Origin of the sequence: Thermus tengchongensis (assembly GCF_021462405.1) — a bacterium.
GTDB lineage: Bacteria > Deinococcota > Deinococci > Deinococcales > Thermaceae > Thermus > Thermus tengchongensis.
The window spans coordinates 366558-382492 of record NZ_JAKEDU010000001.1 but is presented as its reverse complement, the minus strand read 5'-3'; the positions used below and the strand labels follow the sequence as shown (position 1 = coordinate 382492).

The 15935-nt window shown below is 67.0% G+C and carries 16 protein-coding genes; 4 read left to right on the top strand and 12 right to left on the bottom strand.

Translation table 11 applies throughout. From position 1 onward, the window contains the following. Positions 1-23: 23 nt before the first annotated feature. The 9 genes from L1087_RS01940 to L1087_RS01890 all read right to left on the bottom strand — a co-directional run bounded on the left by L1087_RS01940 (position 24) and on the right by L1087_RS01890 (position 8408). Positions 24-785, bottom strand: a complete 762-nt coding sequence (locus L1087_RS01940; protein ID WP_234557365.1) for a polysulfide reductase NrfD family protein — start codon at positions 783-785, stop codon at positions 24-26. Further along, positions 778-1365 carry a 4Fe-4S dicluster domain-containing protein gene (locus L1087_RS01935; protein ID WP_234557363.1) on the bottom strand — a complete coding sequence of 196 codons (588 nt, stop codon included), beginning with the start codon at positions 1363-1365 and terminating at the stop codon, positions 778-780. Before L1087_RS01935 ends, L1087_RS01940 begins: the two co-directional genes overlap by 8 nt. Next, on the bottom strand, positions 1365-3665 hold the full coding sequence (locus tag L1087_RS01930; protein ID WP_234557362.1) for a molybdopterin-dependent oxidoreductase: 2301 nt from the start codon (positions 3663-3665) through the stop codon (positions 1365-1367). Before L1087_RS01930 ends, L1087_RS01935 begins: the two co-directional genes overlap by 1 nt. After that, the gene (locus tag L1087_RS01925; RefSeq protein WP_267964614.1) at positions 3637-4164 is read right to left on the bottom strand and encodes a TorD/DmsD family molecular chaperone; all 528 of its coding nucleotides are present in this window, start codon (positions 4162-4164) and stop codon (positions 3637-3639) included. The genes L1087_RS01930 and L1087_RS01925 overlap by 29 nt, the downstream gene beginning before the upstream one ends. Before the next feature lie 120 nt (positions 4165-4284). After that, positions 4285-4881: a response regulator gene (locus L1087_RS13120; protein ID WP_135259978.1), complete on the bottom strand. Its 597-nt coding sequence runs from the start codon at positions 4879-4881 to the stop codon at positions 4285-4287. Beyond that, the gene (locus tag L1087_RS13115; protein WP_267964613.1) at positions 4878-5843 is read right to left on the bottom strand and encodes a sensor histidine kinase; all 966 of its coding nucleotides are present in this window, start codon (positions 5841-5843) and stop codon (positions 4878-4880) included. Before L1087_RS13115 ends, L1087_RS13120 begins: the two co-directional genes overlap by 4 nt. Before the next feature lie 38 nt (positions 5844-5881). Beyond that, positions 5882-6766 (bottom strand): riboflavin biosynthesis protein RibF, encoded by an 885-nt coding sequence (gene ribF / locus L1087_RS01900; RefSeq protein WP_135259980.1) that lies wholly within the window; start codon positions 6764-6766, stop codon positions 5882-5884. Further along, positions 6744-7232: an NUDIX domain-containing protein gene (locus L1087_RS01895; RefSeq protein WP_234557360.1), complete on the bottom strand. Its 489-nt coding sequence runs from the start codon at positions 7230-7232 to the stop codon at positions 6744-6746. Before L1087_RS01895 ends, ribF begins: the two co-directional genes overlap by 23 nt. A 60-nt stretch (positions 7233-7292) precedes the next feature. After that, positions 7293-8408 (bottom strand): cytochrome c3 family protein, encoded by a 1116-nt coding sequence (locus L1087_RS01890; RefSeq protein WP_135259982.1) that lies wholly within the window; start codon positions 8406-8408, stop codon positions 7293-7295. 81 nt (positions 8409-8489) lie between these two features. On the opposite strand from L1087_RS01890, the gene L1087_RS01885 reads away from it, so the two are divergent. Then, positions 8490-9866 (top strand): amidohydrolase, encoded by a 1377-nt coding sequence (locus L1087_RS01885; RefSeq protein WP_234557359.1) that lies wholly within the window; start codon positions 8490-8492, stop codon positions 9864-9866. Between the two features lie 20 nt (positions 9867-9886). Continuing rightward, positions 9887-10393, top strand: a complete 507-nt coding sequence (locus tag L1087_RS01880; RefSeq protein ID WP_038043020.1) for a 2'-5' RNA ligase family protein — start codon at positions 9887-9889, stop codon at positions 10391-10393. On the opposite strand, the gene rpoD is transcribed toward L1087_RS01880, so the two are convergent. Together rpoD and L1087_RS01870 are read right to left on the bottom strand one after the other, a co-directional pair. Continuing rightward, positions 10390-11682: an RNA polymerase sigma factor RpoD gene (rpoD, locus tag L1087_RS01875; protein ID WP_386083168.1), complete on the bottom strand. Its 1293-nt coding sequence runs from the start codon at positions 11680-11682 to the stop codon at positions 10390-10392. The two genes, L1087_RS01880 and rpoD, sit on opposite strands and share 4 nt — an antisense overlap. A 219-nt stretch (positions 11683-11901) precedes the next feature. Continuing rightward, positions 11902-13026: a class I SAM-dependent methyltransferase gene (locus L1087_RS01870; protein WP_234557459.1), complete on the bottom strand. Its 1125-nt coding sequence runs from the start codon at positions 13024-13026 to the stop codon at positions 11902-11904. A 92-nt stretch (positions 13027-13118) separates the two neighbouring features. On the opposite strand from L1087_RS01870, the gene L1087_RS01865 reads away from it, so the two are divergent. Continuing rightward, positions 13119-14336: an aspartate kinase gene (locus tag L1087_RS01865; protein WP_234557357.1), complete on the top strand. Its 1218-nt coding sequence runs from the start codon at positions 13119-13121 to the stop codon at positions 14334-14336. After that, positions 14336-14797: a phosphoribosyltransferase gene (locus L1087_RS01860; protein ID WP_234557356.1), complete on the top strand. Its 462-nt coding sequence runs from the start codon at positions 14336-14338 to the stop codon at positions 14795-14797. The genes L1087_RS01865 and L1087_RS01860 overlap by 1 nt, the downstream gene beginning before the upstream one ends. A 141-nt stretch (positions 14798-14938) precedes the next feature. On the opposite strand, the gene L1087_RS01855 is transcribed toward L1087_RS01860, so the two are convergent. Beyond that, positions 14939-15922: a malate dehydrogenase gene (locus tag L1087_RS01855; protein ID WP_234557355.1), complete on the bottom strand. Its 984-nt coding sequence runs from the start codon at positions 15920-15922 to the stop codon at positions 14939-14941. Between the last annotated feature and the right edge of the window lie 13 nt (positions 15923-15935).

Genomic DNA, 15935 nt, shown 5'->3' with positions numbered 1-15935 from the left:
GGATTCCCTAGGGGCACCAGCCCCTAAAGGCCAAAACCTTGCCACTGCCCCACCGCCACCAGCAGGGCCCTGAGCCCTGCCGCCGCCAGGAGCCCCGCCCAGGGGGCCAGGCGTTCCCGCCAGAAGACCCCTAGGCCCAGGAGGAGGAGGAGGCCGTAGAGGAGGCCGCCTTCCTCCCAAAGGTGCTCCCGGGCCTCCGGAGAGAGGGTGAGGGGGTAGAGGAGGGCCAAGAGGAGGGAGGCTCCCGCCAGGAGGCGCAAGGGGTAAAGGGCCCACCCGCTTCGGAGAAGGGCCGCCACCCCCAGGGCCAAGACCAGGGCGGTGAGGGGGAAGAGACCAGCCAAGAGGGCGTTCCAGAGAGGACGGTTTCCGTTCACCGCTAAGGCCATTCCCGGATAGGAAAGGGCTACCAGGCTGAACAGCAGGAGGATCCACGCCAGAGGCTTCCTGGGCCCTTTCTCCAGGTAGAGGAGCCCGGAGGAGAGGAAGGCCAGGGCCAGCCCCCAAGCGCCCCACCAGATGGGGCTTTGCGGGCGGAAGGAGAGGAAGAGCCAGACGTGGGTGAAGCGGAAGCGGGCGGGGGATTCCGCCCAGAGGACGAAGAGGTCCAAGGCGATGAAGAGCAGGGCCAAGAGGGTGTAGCGCCGGGCTTCCTCGTGCCCCCTAAGCTGGAGGAGGGCCGCAAGGAGGGCTATGCCTCCCGCCAACCCCACCAACACGAAGTGGAGGGCGTTGGTCCAGTGCCAGAACTCCCCCGCGTTGGGGAGGCCGTAGAACTCAGTCATGGCGCACCTCCCTTTCCTGGGTAAGCCCCTTCTTGGAGGGGGCGTTCAGGTAGAAGAGCTTGGGCCTGGTGCCCTGCTCGGGCCGGAGCACGTCCACCCGTTCCGCTGCCCTTAGGGCCTGGGACACGGGGCTTTCCGGATCGTCCAGATCCCCAAAGGTGCGACAGTACGTGGGACAGGTTTCCACGCAGGCGGGAACGCGCCCCTTTTCCAGCCGGTGGGCGCAGAAGGTGCACTTGCTCACGTAGCCTGCCGGGTGCAGGTAGCGGGCGTCGTAGGGGCAGGCGGCGATGCAGGCCCCGCAGGCGATGCACCGCCTGGGGTCCACCAGGACCAGGCCGTCTTGGGTCTGGTAGCTGGCCCCCGTGGGGCAGACGGGCACGCAGGGCGGGTTTTCGCAGTGCAGGCACTGCTCGGGGCGGAACTCCACCAGGAGGTCCGGGTAGACCCCCACCTCCCGCTCCCGGATCCAAAGGTTGAAAACGCCGGGGGGTACCTCGTTCTCCATCTTGCAGGCCACCGCGCAGGCGGCGCAGCCCACGCAGAGGCTGAGGTCGATGGCCATGGCGTACCGGGGCATCACATCCTCCTTTTTTCGTCAAAGGGCCGCTTGGCCAGGGTGGTGAGGGAGGGTAGCCTGGGCCTTTGGGCTTTTTCCAGCTTCACGAAGTTCACCCGGAGGCCCGCCCCGCCGGAGATGGGGTCCAGCCGGTAGCGGGTCTGCAGGTAGTTGTCGGAGGCTCCCCGGCCGTGGGCGATCTTCATGAGAGGGGCCTTGTGCCCGAAGCCGTGGACGATGTAGACGCAGTCCTTGCGGATCCTCTCCGTGGCCTTGACCCGCACCGGGCCTTCCCGCACCCCGTCCTGGTTCACCAGGATCACATAGTCCCCGTCCTTCAGGCCCAGCTTCTTGGCCTCCTCCCGGTGGATCCAGACCTCGTTTTCCGGGTCCATCTCCATGAGGACCCAGTTGTTCTGGGTGCGGGCGAAGGTGTGCACGGGGCTGCGGCCGTAGAGGAGGCGGTAGTAACCCTCCGGGGGCTCCTCCGGCGGGGTGAAGACGGGGAGGGGGGAGTGCCCCGCCTCCTTGAAAGCCCGGCAGTAGAGCTCGATCTTCCCCGAGGGGGTGCCGAAGGGGAGGCGGCCTTCCCGCTCCCAGTCCTCCAGCCAGGGCCGGCCCCGCTGCACCAGGGTGCCCATGGCCTTCATGGTTTCCAGGTCGAAGCCGATGGCCTGCAGGCGGGTGTCCAGGTACTCCTCGATGGTCTTCCAGGGGAAGAACTCCTCCAGGCCCAGCCTGAGGCCCAGCTCCCGGGCGATCCACCAGCCGGGCTTGGTGTCGAAGAGGGGTTCATGCGCGGGGACGCGGAGCTGGATGAAGGGGGTTTTGTGCGCCACGGTCACGAAATCGTCGTAGCGCTCCAGGTAGGTGGCCTCGGGCAGGATCACGTCCGCCCACATCACGTGCTCCTGGGGCAGGACGTCGATGGCCACGTAGAGGTCTAAGCCCTTCAGGGCCTCCTTGGTGCGGGGGACGTTGGGGATGGAGTGGAACAGGTTGATGCCGTAGGCGATGAGCCCCCGGATGGGGTAGGGCTTCCCCGTGATCATGGGCTCGATGAGCTCCTGGATGGCGGTGGTGCGGGCGAAGAACTTGTCCTTGTCCGCTTTGGGACGGAAGCCCTCAGGCTCGGCGTCGACGGCCGCAGGCCCCGCGCCCCCCCCGGCGGCGGGCCTGAGGGGTAGGGGGGGCAGGGGGTACTCGGGGAGGAAGGGGCTTTGGGCGATGTAAAAGCCGCCCGGCCGCCCGTAGTTGCCCAGGAGGATGTTGACGTAGAGGAGGGCCATCACCCGGTAGGTGTCGTCCCCGTACCAGGTGTTGTGCCGGGTGGGGGGCAGGACCGCCCGGGGCTTGTGGGCCGCCATCTCCCGGGCCACCTGGCGGATGGTCGCCGCGGGGATTTCCGTGTGCTTTTCGGCCCATTCAGGGGTGAAGTCCTTCACGTGGGCCTTGAGCTCCTCGAAGCCTGTGGTGTACTTCTCCACATAGTCTTTGTCGTAAAGGTTCTCGTAGATAAGCACGTGGATCCAGGCGAGGAGCAAGGCGGTGTCGGTGCCGGGCTTGATGGGAAGCCACAGGTGGGCCTTGGCGGCGGCGGTGGAGAAGCGGGGGTCCACCACCACCAGCTTGGCCCCGTTCTTCAAGGCCAAGGCGAAGTCCTGCAGCTGGGTGTTGTGGGTGTCCTCGCCGATGTGGTGGCCGATGAGGACGATGTAGCGGGCGTTTTCCCAGTCCACGGGCTCGTGGCCGCCGATGGGCCTTCCGAAGACCCACTGGGAGGCTACCTCCCGGGGAGCGGTGCAGATGGCCACGGAGGGTTTAGCGGCGTTGGGGCTGCCCCAGGCGGCGGGGAGGAAGTCCACGAACCAGGTGTCCCCGGTGCCGTGACCGAAGAAGGCGATGGCCTCGGGGCCATACTTTTCCCGGATCGCCAGCATCTTCTCGGCCACGTGGTCCAACGCCTCCTCCCAGGTGGCCACCCGGTACTTGCCCTCACCCCGCTCGGTGCCCTCCACCCGGATGAGGGGCCGCTTCAGGCGGTCGGGGTCGTAGGTGGTCTGGGGCGCGCCCTGGCCCCGGGGGCAGAGGCGGCCCCGGCTTTTGGGGTTGGCCTCGTACCCTTCCACCTTGTAGACCCGGTTGCCCACCGCATGGGCCACGATGCCGCAGCGCCAGAAGCAGCCCTCGCAGATCTGGTAGACGCTCCGCACCTCTTTGGCGTGCCAGGGGGTGCCAAGGGCCTTTGCAGGCCCGCTGCCTTTTAGGGCTAGGGCTCCTGCGCTGAGGGCGCTAAGCTTCAGAAACTCCCGTCTTTGCATGGATGGCCTCCTCCAGCAGGTCCACCAGTGCGGCGTAGAACCCGGTGGGGTCGTGGGTCTTCACCGCTTGCCCGAACCGCTTGAGCCAGGGGGAGAGGAACTCCTGCACCAGCCGCTTGGCCAGGTCGGGGCGCTTGGTGCTCAGGAAGGCGATGGCTTCCCCCACCGCCGCCAGGTGGTCGGGGAGGTCGCGCCAAGACTCCTGCACCTCGAGGCCCCCTTCCCGGTAAAACTCCAGGAGGCGGTGGTACGAGGGCCCGAAAAGCTCCCCGTCCAGGGCATAGCCTGCATAGGGCGGGGCAGGAAGGCCCTCAGGGTGGGTGACGAAGAGGGCGGTATAGGTGGCCTGGAGCTCGCCCTGCGGCACCCGGGGCAGGGCCACGGGGTGGCCGGTGAGCTCCTCCAGGGCCTCCTCGAGGGTGCCCGCGGCCAGCTCCCGGAAGAGGGCTTCGCCCGGGGGAGCGAAGAGGCTTGCGGTGACCCAGCCCAGGAGTTCCATCCTCCACCTCCTGGCCCCAGGGTAGAGCGCGTCCTCCCTTTCACAAGACGGCGGATTTTTCCCGTTCCCGTGCGAATTCTTCCTAAGACAAATGTCCTTGGGAAAAATGTCCCGAACGGTTCAGGCCAGCCCGTGTTCCCGGGCCCAGCGCACCAGGTCGGGGGTGTCCATCAGGCCCAGCTTGTTCAGGGCCCGCCCTTTGTAGGTGGAGGCCGTCTTCACGGAAACCCCCAGGCGCTCCGCCGCTTGGGAGAGAGAGTAGCCTTGGGCCAGAAGGGCCACCACAGCCTTTTCCCTTTCGGAAAGAACCTCGGGTCCAGGGGTGGCCTGGCCCTCCAAGAGGGCCTCGGTGAGGCTCGGGTGCAGGTAGCGGAGGCCCCTGGCCAGGCGGTCCAGGGCTTCCAGGAGCTCCTGGTCCAGGGCGTGCTTGGGCAGGTACCCCTTGGCCCCCAGCTGGAAGGCCCGGGCCACATAGGCGGGCTCGTCGTGCATGGAAACCACCAGGACCCTGGCCCGACGGGCGAGGTGGGGGAGGGCCTCTAGACCCCCCATCCCCGGGAGGCTCAGGTCTAAAAGCACCACCTCCGCTTCCCAGGGGGCGGCCATGGCCTCCTCGGCGGTGGCGAACTCCGCCGCCACCTGGTGGCCGCCTTCCTCCAGGAGAAGCCTTAAGCCCTTGCGCACCAGGTGGTGGTCCTCCACCAGCACCACCCTCATAGCGGCACCCCGAACTCCACCCGCGTGCCCTGGCCGGGGGCGGACCGGACCAGGAGGCTTCCCCCCAGGCCCTGGACCCGCTCCTGCATGCCCAAAAGCCCCACGGAGGCTGGGGTCTTCTCCGGGTCAAAGCCCACCCCGTCGTCCTCCACCACCCCGAACAGCCGGTCCCCTTCCCGCCAAAGGCGCACCCGCACCCTCTGGGCCTTGGCGTGGCGGAGGACGTTGGTGAGGGCTTCCTGCACCACCCGGAAGAGAGCCACCTCTTTCTCCTTGGGCAGCGGGGGCACCTCCAGGTGAGCCTCCACTTTCAGGCCGTTCTTGGCGTAGGTTTCCAGGTAGCGGGCCAGGGCTTCCTTCAAGCCCAGGTCGTCCAGGAGGGGTATGCGCAGCTCCCGGGAAAGCCGCCGCACCTCCTCCAGGGCCTCCGCTACCCGCTTCCGGGCCTCAGGGAGCTTCTCGGGGCGCTTCTCCGCCACCTTCAGGGTGAGGAGGGCGGCGGTGAGGAGGCTTCCCACCCCGTCGTGGAGCTCCCGGCCCACCCGGCGCCGCTCCTCTTCCTGGGCGGTGAGGAGCCTGCCCGCCAGCTCCAACCCCGGGCGCTTTAGGGCTAGGAGGAGGAGGGCGGGGAGGGCCTCGGGGGGCTTCTGCCCCTCTTTCAAGCTCAGGACCACCACCGCCAGGGTCTTCGCTCCCTGGCGCACGGGTAAGGCCACGAAAGGCCCTTCCTCTACCCTTTCCCCCCGCCTTAGGGCCTCCTCCGCCAGGGTGCGGGAGTGGGCCACCAGGGGGCAGGTGGTGCGGCAGGCCTGCATCTGGAAGAGGCTTAAGCCCTCGCCCACCCAATAGGCCTCGCCGCAGCGGATGACCCCAGCTTCCTCCAGAGCGGCCAGGGCCCGGCGGAAGACCTCCTGCCTCCCCCTGGCCTCCAAGAGCGCCTCGGCCAGGCGCAGGCAGTCCATGCCTTCAGCTTATGCGCCCAAGCGGGGGAGGGGTGTCCCTAGAGCCCGAAGTAGGCCCGGGCGGCCGCCACGTCCTCGGCGATCTGGGCCTTCAGGGCCTCCAGGCTTGGGAAGCGCCTTTCCTCCCGGAGGCGCTTCAGGAAGGTAAGGCGCACCTCCTCCCCATAGAGCTCCCCGGCGAAACCCAGGAGGTGGACCTCGAGGCGCCGCTCGCTTCCCCCGAGGGTGGGCCTGGTGCCCACGTTGGCCACGCCCTTGTAGCGCCCGAAGGCGCCGCTGGCCTCCACCGCGAACACCCCGGGAGGGAGCACCTTCTTTGGGTGAACCGCCAGGTTGGCGGTGGGGAAGCCTAGCCTTCTCCCCAGCCTGTCCCCTTCCACCACCACCCCGTAGGCCCCGTAGGGGCGGCCCAGGAGGTGGCGGGCCTCCTCCACCTTGCCTTCAAGGAGGATGGTGCGGATGCGGCTGGACTTCACCGGCTCTCCCCCGAGGCTGAGGAGGGGCACCACCCGTACCGGGGCTACCTGGGCCAGGTCCTCGGGGCTTCCCCCCCGCCCCTGGCCGAAGCGGAAGTCTTCCCCCACGTAGATGCGGCTGGCCTGCAAAGCCCTTAGATCCTCCAGGAACTCCCCCGCCCCCCTGCGGGCGAAGGTTTCGTTGAAGGGCACCGCTAAGATGAGCTCCACCCCCAAAGCCTTCAGGGCCTCCACCTTTTCCGTGAGGTCCATGAGGAACCCCTCTCCCCGGGTGAAGACCTTGGTGGGAGGGTCAAAGGTGTAGACCAAGAGGGGCATCCGCAGGGCCTTGGCCTCGGCTAGGGCCTGCCTTAGGAGGTGCTGGTGGCCGAGGTGTACCCCGTCAAAGGAGCCCACGGCCACCACCTTGGGCCCCTTAGGGACGTCAGCGACCTCGGAGAAAAGCATGGTAGTAGAGAATGCCCACGATCCCGGTGGCGGAGAACTCGGCTTCGCCTTTCCGATGAAGTTCCAGGGCCTTTTCCGGCTCCAGCCATACCACCTCGATGGCCTCGTCCTCGTCCGGGTCGGCGGGAACCTCCTTGAGGTTTTCTGCCAAAAAGACGTAGGTCTTCTCGTCGGTGAAGCCGGGGGAGACGTAGTAGCTGAAGAGGGGAGTGAGGTCCCCGGAAAGGCCCGTTTCCTCGGCCAGCTCCCGCCTAGCGGCTTCTAGGGGATCTTCCCCGGGTTCAATAAGCCCCGCGGGGATCTCCAAGGGGGCGAGCCCCACCGCTGGGCGGTGCTGGCGCACAAAGAGCATCTTCCCGTCCTGGACGGCGATGACAGCCACCGCAGGCTTGTGCTCCACGATTTCGTAACGGCCTTCCAGGGCCAGGTTGAGGATGCGGCCCCGGTACAGGTAGGTGCGCTCCACGCCCCCATGTTAAGGGAATCCTCCCGGGCCTCCCGTGGCCCGGGAGGGGTTGCCCAGGGGCTACCGCAGGGCCTCCATGGCTCCCAGGAGGATGCTCCTGGTGTAGCTTGGGTTGTGCACGCCCTTGGAGCCGTCGTACTTTACCAGCAAGTAGTTCCAGGCGGCCCGTACTACAGGGTCCTTGGTGGAGAAGACCGGCTGGCCTTTTTCGTCCCGGATGTCCCCCAGCTGGCTGTAAAGCACTGTGCCGTCGGTGAGGTCCATTTTGAAGGCGATTTGCCCGCCGATGGAGGTGATGTCCACCCGGTAGACGGGGGCCTTCACCGGGGTGTTGGGGGTGAACTGGCCGTTTTCGGGGTTGTAGGCCCGCACGGTCTTGATGCGGTCCCGCACCGCCAGCACCCTGGTGTTCACCATGGTGCGCACCAGGGACATGAGGTGCTCGGTGTTCTCCTGAACCATCTCCTTGGTGTACTTGGCCCCGTGGCAGGAGGCGCAAAGGTTATCGGGCGTCTTGAAGGTGTGGCTGGTGTAGTCCTCTTGCCCGGCCAGGCTCATGTGGCAGGTGGAGCAGGAACCGCCTGTGAAGAAGGCGTGTCCGTTGTTCCATTCCCGGGTATCGTCCACGAAGTAGGCGTTCTTGCCCAAAAGGAGGTCGGCCTCGGCAGAGTAGTGGGGGGAAGTGTAGCGCCCAGCGTCTTGGGCATCCCAGGTGATGCGGCCGTTGCGGGTGTTGTGGCAGGCCATGCAGAGGGCCCCGCTACCCACCCCTACCGCCCGGAAGCCCGAGGGGAGCATGGGGGTGTCGTGGACCAGGCGCAGATCGCCATCCTCGTCGTGGCAGGTCTGGCAGGTGATGGGCTTGACCTGGTCCTTGGTGAGGCCGAGGCCCTTCAGGTACTCCACGGTGGCGGGCTTGCCGTCCGGGCCCACCAGGTTGCCGGGGTTGCCCTTCTTGAGCTGGTCCAGCCAGGCCACAAAGCCCTGCTCGCTGTGGCAGCGGGCGCAGTGGGCAGCCGCATCGCCACGGGCTTCCACCGTGGCCACGCTCAGGGTTTTGGCCCCCATGACCCCGTTGTTGTGGGCGCTTTGCTCCCACTCCCTTTGGATGGCCTCTTTGCTGGAGAGGGCCATCATGAGGCCGAGGGCTAGGAGGGCCAGCAGCGCTTTCTTCATAAAGCCACCTCCCTACAACCCTCAGTCAACACCCCCAACACAAGCGTAGTCAAGGGTAATATGTCCCAGTAAGCTGGAACCATGTGGCTTACCGATGGCCGGAGAAGCCTCCTGGTGGAGGGGGAGTGGATTGCCCGGGTGGAGGTGGGGGCCAAGGGCCTGCGCTTTGAGGCCCTCACCCCCGGCCTCCAGGACGCCCACGCCCACCCCCTTTACTGGGGAATGGCCCTCCGGGGTCTGGACCTTTCGGGGCTCACGGAGCCGGAAAGGGTGGCGGCCAGGGTGGTGGAGGCGGCGCGGGGCCTGCCTCCCGGGGCCTGGCTGGAAGGGGCGGGGTTTCTCTTTCCCAAGGCCCCACCCCCGGGGCTTCTGGACCGGGCGGCCCCGGAGAACCCCGTCTTCCTCCGCAGCCGGGACCACCACTCCGCCTGGATCAACCGCAAGGCGGCGGAGGTGGCGGATCTGGGCCCGGGCACGGAAGCCCCCCAGGGGGGCGGCTTCCTCCGGGACAGCGAGGGGATGCCCTACTACCTCCTGGAGCGGGCCCAGGAGATCCTCGTTCCCCACCTGCCCCCGCCCTCGCCCCAGGACCTGGCCCGGGGCCTCCAGGACTTCGCCCGGCGGGGGTACACCGCGGTGCACGCCCTGGGGTATGAGCCGCCCGAGGCCCTGGACTGGGCCTTGGCCATGGAGCTTCCCGTGCGCCTCTGGTGGGCTTTGCCCCGGGGGGCCTGGCGGGGACGCGCGCCCGGCTGGTATGGGGACCTCCACCTGGCTGGGGTGAAGTTCTTTGCTGATGGGGCCCTGGGGAGCCGCACCGCCTGGATGCACCGTTCCTATCCCGACGGCTCTTTGGGGATGCCCCTGGACCGGGAGGGGGAGATCTTGGAGGAAGGGGAGGAGGCCTTAAGGGCAGGCTTCACCCTGGCGGTGCACGCCATCGGTACCCGGGCGGTGGAAGCGGTGCTGGGGGTGTTTCACAAGCTTGCCCCCGTGGCCTGGCGGAAGGGCCTTACCTTGAGGATGGAGCATGTGCAGCACGTGCGCGACGGGGCCCTTTCCCTCTTTTCCGGCCTCCCCCTGGCCCTCTCCATGCAGCCCCTCCACCTCCTGGAGGACGCTGCCCTAGTGCGGGCTTATGGGTTTCCCCCAGGGGAGGCCTTCCGCTTTCGGAGCCTCTGGGCCACGGGGTTGCCCTTGGCCTTTGGCTCCGATGCCCCCGTGGCCAAGCCGGATTACGGCCGGAACCTTCTCGCGGCCACCCGCCACCCCCTTGCCCCGGAGGAGAGCCTGACCCCCGAGGAGGTGCTTTGGGCCCATACGGAAGGGGCCTCGAGGGCAGCGGGCTGGGGGGACTACGGCCGCCTGGAGCCGGGGATGCGGGCCGACCTCACCTTGTGGGAGGGTGGAAGGCCCGTGGGCCGGGTGTATCGGGGAAGGTTGGAGCTCTTTTCGTGAACCCCCGGTATACTGGCGGCGTGTATGGGGTGTTGGTGTGGCCCCCGGAAGACATGAGGCGTTTCCTGGAGGACCTTCAGGCTCTTCACGGGATCAGGGGCTTCGGCCCTCCGCACCTTAACCTGCGCCAGCCCTTTGACTGGCCCTATGAGGAGGAGGCCTTGAGGATTGCCCTTGCGGGCATTCTTCGGGGGCACGCACCCTTTCGCCTGCGCCTCGGGGGGTGGGGGTATTTTCCCCAGGGGGTGGTCTACCTGAGGGCCTACGGGGGCACCCCCTTCCGGCGCCTCTACCACGCCCTGGAACCCTTGGCCCCGCCCCTGAAGGAGATCGAAGGGCCCAGCTACCTGCCCCACATCACCCTGGCCCTGGGGCTATCTGAGGAGGAGGCAAGGAGGTTGGCGCAGGAGCTTCCTGCGCCCCCAAGGCGCTCCTTCTTGGTGAAGGAAGTGGCCTTGGTGCGGGATGAAGAGGAGGGCCACCTCCAGGAGGTGGCCCGCTTTCCCTTGGGAATAAGCGAAAACTAGTCCAGGAAGTCCCTGAGCTTGCGGGTGCGGGACTCGTGGTACTTGAGCTTCCTTAAGGCCTTGTTCTCAATCTGGCGGATGCGCTCCCGGGTCACGCCGAAGTAGGCCCCCACCTCCTCGAGGGTGTGCTCCCGCCCGTCGATCAGACCCTTGCGGAGCTTCAGCACCATGGCCTCGCGCTCGGAGAGCTTAGAGAGGGCCTTTTCCAGCTCTTCCGCCAGGAGGCTCTGGGCGGCGGCGTCCACGGGGGAGGGAAGATTCTCGTCGGGGATGAAGTCCCCGTAGAAGCTGTCCTTCTCGTCCCCGATGGGAGTTTCCAGGGAGACGGGCTCCTGGGCGATCTTCAGGGTTTCCTCCACCCGCTTGGCGTCCCAGCCCGGGCCCATGGCTTCGGCGATCTCCTCGTAGGTGGGCTCGCGGCCCAGCTCCTGCTGGAGCTGGCGAGCGGTGCGGGAGAGCTTGTTGATGGTCTCCACCATGTGCACCGGGATGCGGATGGTGCGGGCCTGGTCGGCGATGGCCCGGTTGATGGCCTGGCGGATCCACCAGGTGGCGTAGGTGGAGAACTTGAAGCGGCGCTTGTACTCGAACTTCTCCACCGCCCGTATGAGGCCCTGGTTGCCCTCCTGGATCAGATCCAGGAAGGAGAGCCCGCGGCCGGTGTACTTCTTGGCGATGGATACCACCAGCCTCAGGTTGGCCTCAATGAGGTGCTGCCTTGCGGCCTCCCCTTCCCGGGCGATGTGCAGGTAGCGCTTAAGCTCCTTGGGGAGGCTCTTCAGCTTGGCGTCCACCTCGTCCACCGTCTTGGGATCCAGCTTGTCCCTGAGGCCAGGGATCTGGGCGATGCGGGCCGTGCCCAGGATCTTGGCCCGCACCACCTCCCGGATCAAGTCCTGGTCCAGCCCCGTGGCCTCGGAGAGCTTTTTGATGGCCTCCATCCCCTCCTCCACCTTCCTGGCCAGCTCGATCTCCTCCTCCAGGGTGAGGAGGGGGACCTGGCCGATCTCGTGCAGGTACTGGCGCACGGGATCGGAGGTGGAAACCTTTGGCAAGGCCAGCTCCTCCTCTTCCTCGAAGAGCTCCTCGCCCAGGTAGTCCGGGGAGGGGCCTTCCTCGGGAAGGAGGAGGTCATCGGCTTCCAGGTAGCTCTCGTCCGCCATGGGATCCAAGGGCTCGTCCGGGAAGATCTCGGGGGCGAGGTCGGGCTCCTCCCCCTCGAGGGGGGGGTCTTCCGGAGCCTCCTCCAGGTAGCTTCCCTGAAGGGGATCCTGGACCAGGGGCGCCATTTCCTCCTTGTGGGAGGTTTCCTCTTGTGCCTCCAGGGGGGCCGGTGGGGCCTTCTCCCGGTTTTTCGAGGTGCCTCCCCTGGAGCCCCCCTTGGGGGCTTTTTCCGTGGCGGTCACGGGTTCTTGGGTTTGGAGGGCCATCTTTTCCTCTTCCCTGGCAGTAACCTGCTTCACCTTGGGCTTGGTCTTCTTCAACGCGGACCTCCCTCCTTGGGGTTGCTATCCCCGTCTGGCCTTCTCAGCGAAAAGCACCTTGTACTCCCTCACCAAAAGCGTCCTAAAAGCGCCGAAGCGCTCTTCCAGTAGGGGCTCGTACTTGAGAAAGGGGTTTGCCACCAGGAAAAACCCACCGCCCGGCTTCAGCCGGGCCGCCGCCGCTTCCACGAAGGCCTGGGCCACATCCAGGATGACCGCACCCCCCACGTGAAAAGGGGGGTTCGTAACTATCATGTCAAACCGCTCTTCCTTCGTCAAGGCCTCGTCCACGTCGGAGTGAAGCACCCTGGCGGCGAGGCCGTTGGCCTCCAGGCTCCTCTGGAGGGAAAGCACCGAGACCAGGTCGTCCTCCACCGCGGTCACCTCGGCGCCCAGGCGGGCCAGGGGCAGGGTGAGGGCCCCGTAGCCCGCTCCCAGGTCCAAGACGGCCTTGCCCCGCACCCCCTCCTTGCCCATCTCCCCCAGGAGGGCCTCCAGGAGGAGGAGGGAGGCCTTGTCCACCTTGCCCGCGGAGAAGACCCCGGGGAGGTGGAAGAAGGCGTATTCCTCCCCCAGGAGGCGGGCGCGGAAGGCCTGCCAGAGGGGGGGAAGGGGCGGGGCCTCCTTTTCCTTTTCCAGAAGGGCCACCCGCACCGGGCCCTCCCGCCGCAACACCTCCCCGTAGCCCAGGAGGTCCTTGAACTCCTTGAAGTAGCGCTCAAAGCCCTTGTTCTTGTCCCCCGCCAGGTAGACCCGGCCGCCCATCCTTAGGGCCCGGGCGGCGGCCACCAAGGAGGCCTCTACGTAGGCGGTGCCCCGGCCCGCGGGGAGGGCCAGGACCACGAGGTCGTAGGCGCCCTCCTCCGCGTCCCAGGGAGGGGCCAGGCGGGCGCTTAGGCCGCTAGCCGAAAGGCAGCGGAAGGCGGCCCTCGAGGTTTCCAGCCGCTCCACGTTCATCCTCCCCTCCAAGGGGAGGCTTCCCCACCCCACCCCTGGGTTCAGGTCCAAGGCCCTTTCCCCAAAGGGGGCCACGGTCTTCTGCAGGAGGTCGTAGATGGGGTCCCGGTACCCCCGGGCCCCCGGCTTCACGTAAAGCACCCCCCCGGGCCGGGGCAGGGGGGTGAGGCGGTGGTACTCCGCTAGGGTCATGCCCACACGCCAAGGATACGGGGCTTGGGGTGAAGGGGCAAATGTGATAATATTCCTTTTCAAGCCGCCCCTTGGGCGGAAAGGAGGCAAGCGTGTCCCTGGTCGTGCAAAAATATGGCGGTACCTCCGTGGGCGACCTGGAGCGCATCCACAAGGTGGCCCAGCGCATCGCCCACTACCGGGAGAAGGGGCATAAACTTGCGGTGGTGGTTTCGGCCATGGGCCACACCACGGACGAGCTCATCGCCCTGGCCAAGCGGGTGAATCCGAGACCTCCCTTTCGGGAGTTGGACCTCCTCACCACCACGGGGGAGCAGGTTTCCGTGGCCCTCCTTTCCATGCAACTCTGGGCCATGGGCATCCCGGCCAGGGGTTTCGTGCAGCACCAGATCGGCATCGTCACGGATGGGCGCTTTGGTGATGCCCGGATCCTCGAGGTGAACCCAAACCGCATCCAGGAGGCCCTGGACCAGGGGTATGTGGCGGTGATCGCCGGGTTCATGGGCACCACGGCGGAGGGGGAGATCACCACCCTGGGCCGGGGAGGATCGGACACCACCGCCGTGGCCATCGCCGCCGCCTTGGGGGCTAAGGAGTGCGAGATCTACACGGACACGGAGGGGGTCTACACCACCGACCCCCACCTGATTCCTGAGGCCCGGAAGCTTGAGGTGATTGGCTACGACCAGATGCTGGAGATGGCCGCTTTGGGGGCCAGGGTCCTCCACCCCCGGGCGGTGTACTATGCCAAGCGTTACGGGGTGGTGCTCCACGTGCGCAGTAGCTTTTCCTATAACCCCGGTACCCTGGTGAAGGAGGTCAACATGGAAATGGGCAAGGTGGTGACGGGTGCGGCCCTGGATCTGGACCACGCCCAGATCGGGCTTATCGGGATCCCCGACCAGCCGGGGATTGCCGCCAAGGTCTTCCAAGCCCTGGCCGAGCGGGGCATCGCCGTGGACATGATCATCCAGGGGGTGCCCGGGCACGACCCCTCGCGGCAGCAGATGGCCTTTACCGTGAAGAAGGACTTCGCCCAGGAGGCCCTCGAGGCCTTGGAGCCGGTGCTCGCTGAGATCGGGGGTGAAGCGGTCCTCCGCCCGGACATCGCCAAGGTGTCCATCGTGGGGGTGGGGCTGGCCTCGGCCCCGGAGATCCCCGCCAAGATGTTCCAAGCGGTGGCCTCCACTGGGGCCAACATCGAGATGATCGCCACCAGCGAGGTGCGCATCTCGGTGATCATCCCTGCCCAGTACGCGGAGGCGGCGCTTAGGGCTGTCCACCAGGCCTTTGAGCTCGACAAGCCCTGATGGAGCGCCACCGCGTTTCCTGGGAAGAGCTCCTTGGCCTGGTGCGGCGGCTAGCGGAGGGGCTTAGGGAGGAGGAGGTGGACCTCCTCCTGGGCATTGCCCGGGGCGGTCTCATCCCCACGGCCCTTTTGGCCCAGGCCCTGGGGATGCGGGACCTCCTCACCGCGGCGGTGATGTTCTACGAGGGGGAAGGAACCCTTCCCGAGCCTGTTTTCCTCCAGTTTCCCCCAGATCCCCTGCTCTTCGGGAAGCGGGTTTTGGTGGTGGACGACGTTTGGGACTCGGGGCGTACGGCCTTCGCGGTGAAGGCCCGGGTGCGCCAGGCGGGGGGCTTTCCTCTGGTGGCTACCCTGCACTTCAAGCCGGGGAGGAACCAGGTACCCGACCGGCCCGACTTCTACGCCGAGGCCACGGAGGCCTGGGTGGTCTACCCTTGGGCCCCCGAGGTCTGGCTGGAATGAGTACCCCGTCGTGGCTTGCGCCACGACGGGGGCCCCAAAGAGGCCATGAGTACGCCGCTTTGGCTTTGGCCGATGAGGCAACCATTCCGTGCGGCTACTTAGCTCTGCCCTGGCGCAAGCCAGGGCAGAGCCCAAGGGCCCTTAGATGAGGCCCAAGGCCTTTACCTGCTCCATCTCGTCCAGGAGCTCCTTTGCGGTGATCTCCATCCGCTTCCTGGCGAACTCGTTGATCTCCAGGCCCTGGACGATCTGGTAGCGTCCGTCCTTGGCGGTCACGGGGAAGGAGTAGACGATGCCCTCGGGGACGCCGTAGGAGCCGTCCGAGGGGATGGCCATGGAAACCCAGTCCCCCTCCGGGGTGCCCAGGGCCCAGTCGCGGATGTGCTCGATGGCGGCGTTGGCGGCGCTGGCGGCGCTGGAGGCGCCCCGGGCTTGGATGATGGCCGCTCCCCTTTGGGCCACGGTGGGGATGAACGCCTTCTCGTACCAGTCCATGTCCACCAGCTCCAAGGCGGGCTTCCCCTCAACTTCTGCATGGAAGAGGTCGGGGAACATGGTGGAGGAGTGGTTGCCCCAGACGGCGATGCGGCGGATCTTCTCCACGCCCACCCCGACCTTCTTGGCCAGCTGGGCCTTGGCCCGGTTGTGGTCCAACCGGGTCATGGCGGTGAAATTTTTGGGGTCAAGGCCTTCTGCGTTCTTGTAGGCGATGAGGGCGTTGGTGTTGGCGGGGTTGCCCACCACCAGGACCTTGACGTCCCGCTTGGCCACCTCCGCCAGGGCCCGGCCCTGCTCCGTGAAGATCTTGCCGTTTATCTCCAGGAGGTCGCGGCGCTCCATGCCCGCCTTCCTGGGGGCGGCCCCCACCAAAAGGGCATAGTCAGCGTCTTTGAAGGCTACCCTGGGGTCGTCCGTGGCCACGATCCCCGACAAAAGGGGGAAGGCGCAGTCCTCGAGCTCCATGATGACGCCCTCCAGGGCTCTCAGGGCCTGGGGGATCTCCAGGAGCTGGAGGATCACGGGCTGGTCCTTTCCCAGCATCTCGCCTGCGGCGATGCGGAAGAGGAGGCTGTAGCCGATCTGGCCTGCGGCGCCGGTTACCGCCACGCGAACAGGGCTTTTCATGGTTCTACCTCCC

Excerpts from the sequence above, each read along its gene's own strand:
- L1087_RS13120 (WP_135259978.1), bottom strand. The coding sequence starts at position 4,881 with ATGAGGGTGGTGCTGGTGGAGGACCACCACCTGGTGCGCAAGGGCTTA.
- L1087_RS01855 (WP_234557355.1), bottom strand. The coding sequence starts at position 15,922 with ATGAAAAGCCCTGTTCGCGTGGCGGTAACCGGCGCCGCAGGCCAGATC.
- rpoD (WP_386083168.1), bottom strand. The coding sequence starts at position 11,682 with ATGGCGCCCCTGGTCCAGGATCCCCTTCAGGGAAGCTACCTGGAGGAG.
- L1087_RS01860 (WP_234557356.1), top strand. The coding sequence starts at position 14,336 with ATGGAGCGCCACCGCGTTTCCTGGGAAGAGCTCCTTGGCCTGGTGCGG.
- L1087_RS01885 (WP_234557359.1), top strand. The coding sequence starts at position 8,490 with ATGTGGCTTACCGATGGCCGGAGAAGCCTCCTGGTGGAGGGGGAGTGG.
- L1087_RS01890 (WP_135259982.1), bottom strand. The coding sequence starts at position 8,408 with ATGAAGAAAGCGCTGCTGGCCCTCCTAGCCCTCGGCCTCATGATGGCC.
- L1087_RS01935 (WP_234557363.1), bottom strand. The coding sequence starts at position 1,365 with ATGCCCCGGTACGCCATGGCCATCGACCTCAGCCTCTGCGTGGGCTGC.
- L1087_RS01925 (WP_267964614.1), bottom strand. The coding sequence starts at position 4,164 with ATGGAACTCCTGGGCTGGGTCACCGCAAGCCTCTTCGCTCCCCCGGGC.
- ribF (WP_135259980.1), bottom strand. The coding sequence starts at position 6,766 with ATGCTTTTCTCCGAGGTCGCTGACGTCCCTAAGGGGCCCAAGGTGGTG.
- L1087_RS01940 (WP_234557365.1), bottom strand. The coding sequence starts at position 785 with ATGACTGAGTTCTACGGCCTCCCCAACGCGGGGGAGTTCTGGCACTGG.
- L1087_RS01870 (WP_234557459.1), bottom strand. The coding sequence starts at position 13,026 with ATGACCCTAGCGGAGTACCACCGCCTCACCCCCCTGCCCCGGCCCGGG.
- L1087_RS01930 (WP_234557362.1), bottom strand. The coding sequence starts at position 3,665 with ATGCAAAGACGGGAGTTTCTGAAGCTTAGCGCCCTCAGCGCAGGAGCC.
- L1087_RS13115 (WP_267964613.1), bottom strand. The coding sequence starts at position 5,843 with ATGGACTGCCTGCGCCTGGCCGAGGCGCTCTTGGAGGCCAGGGGGAGG.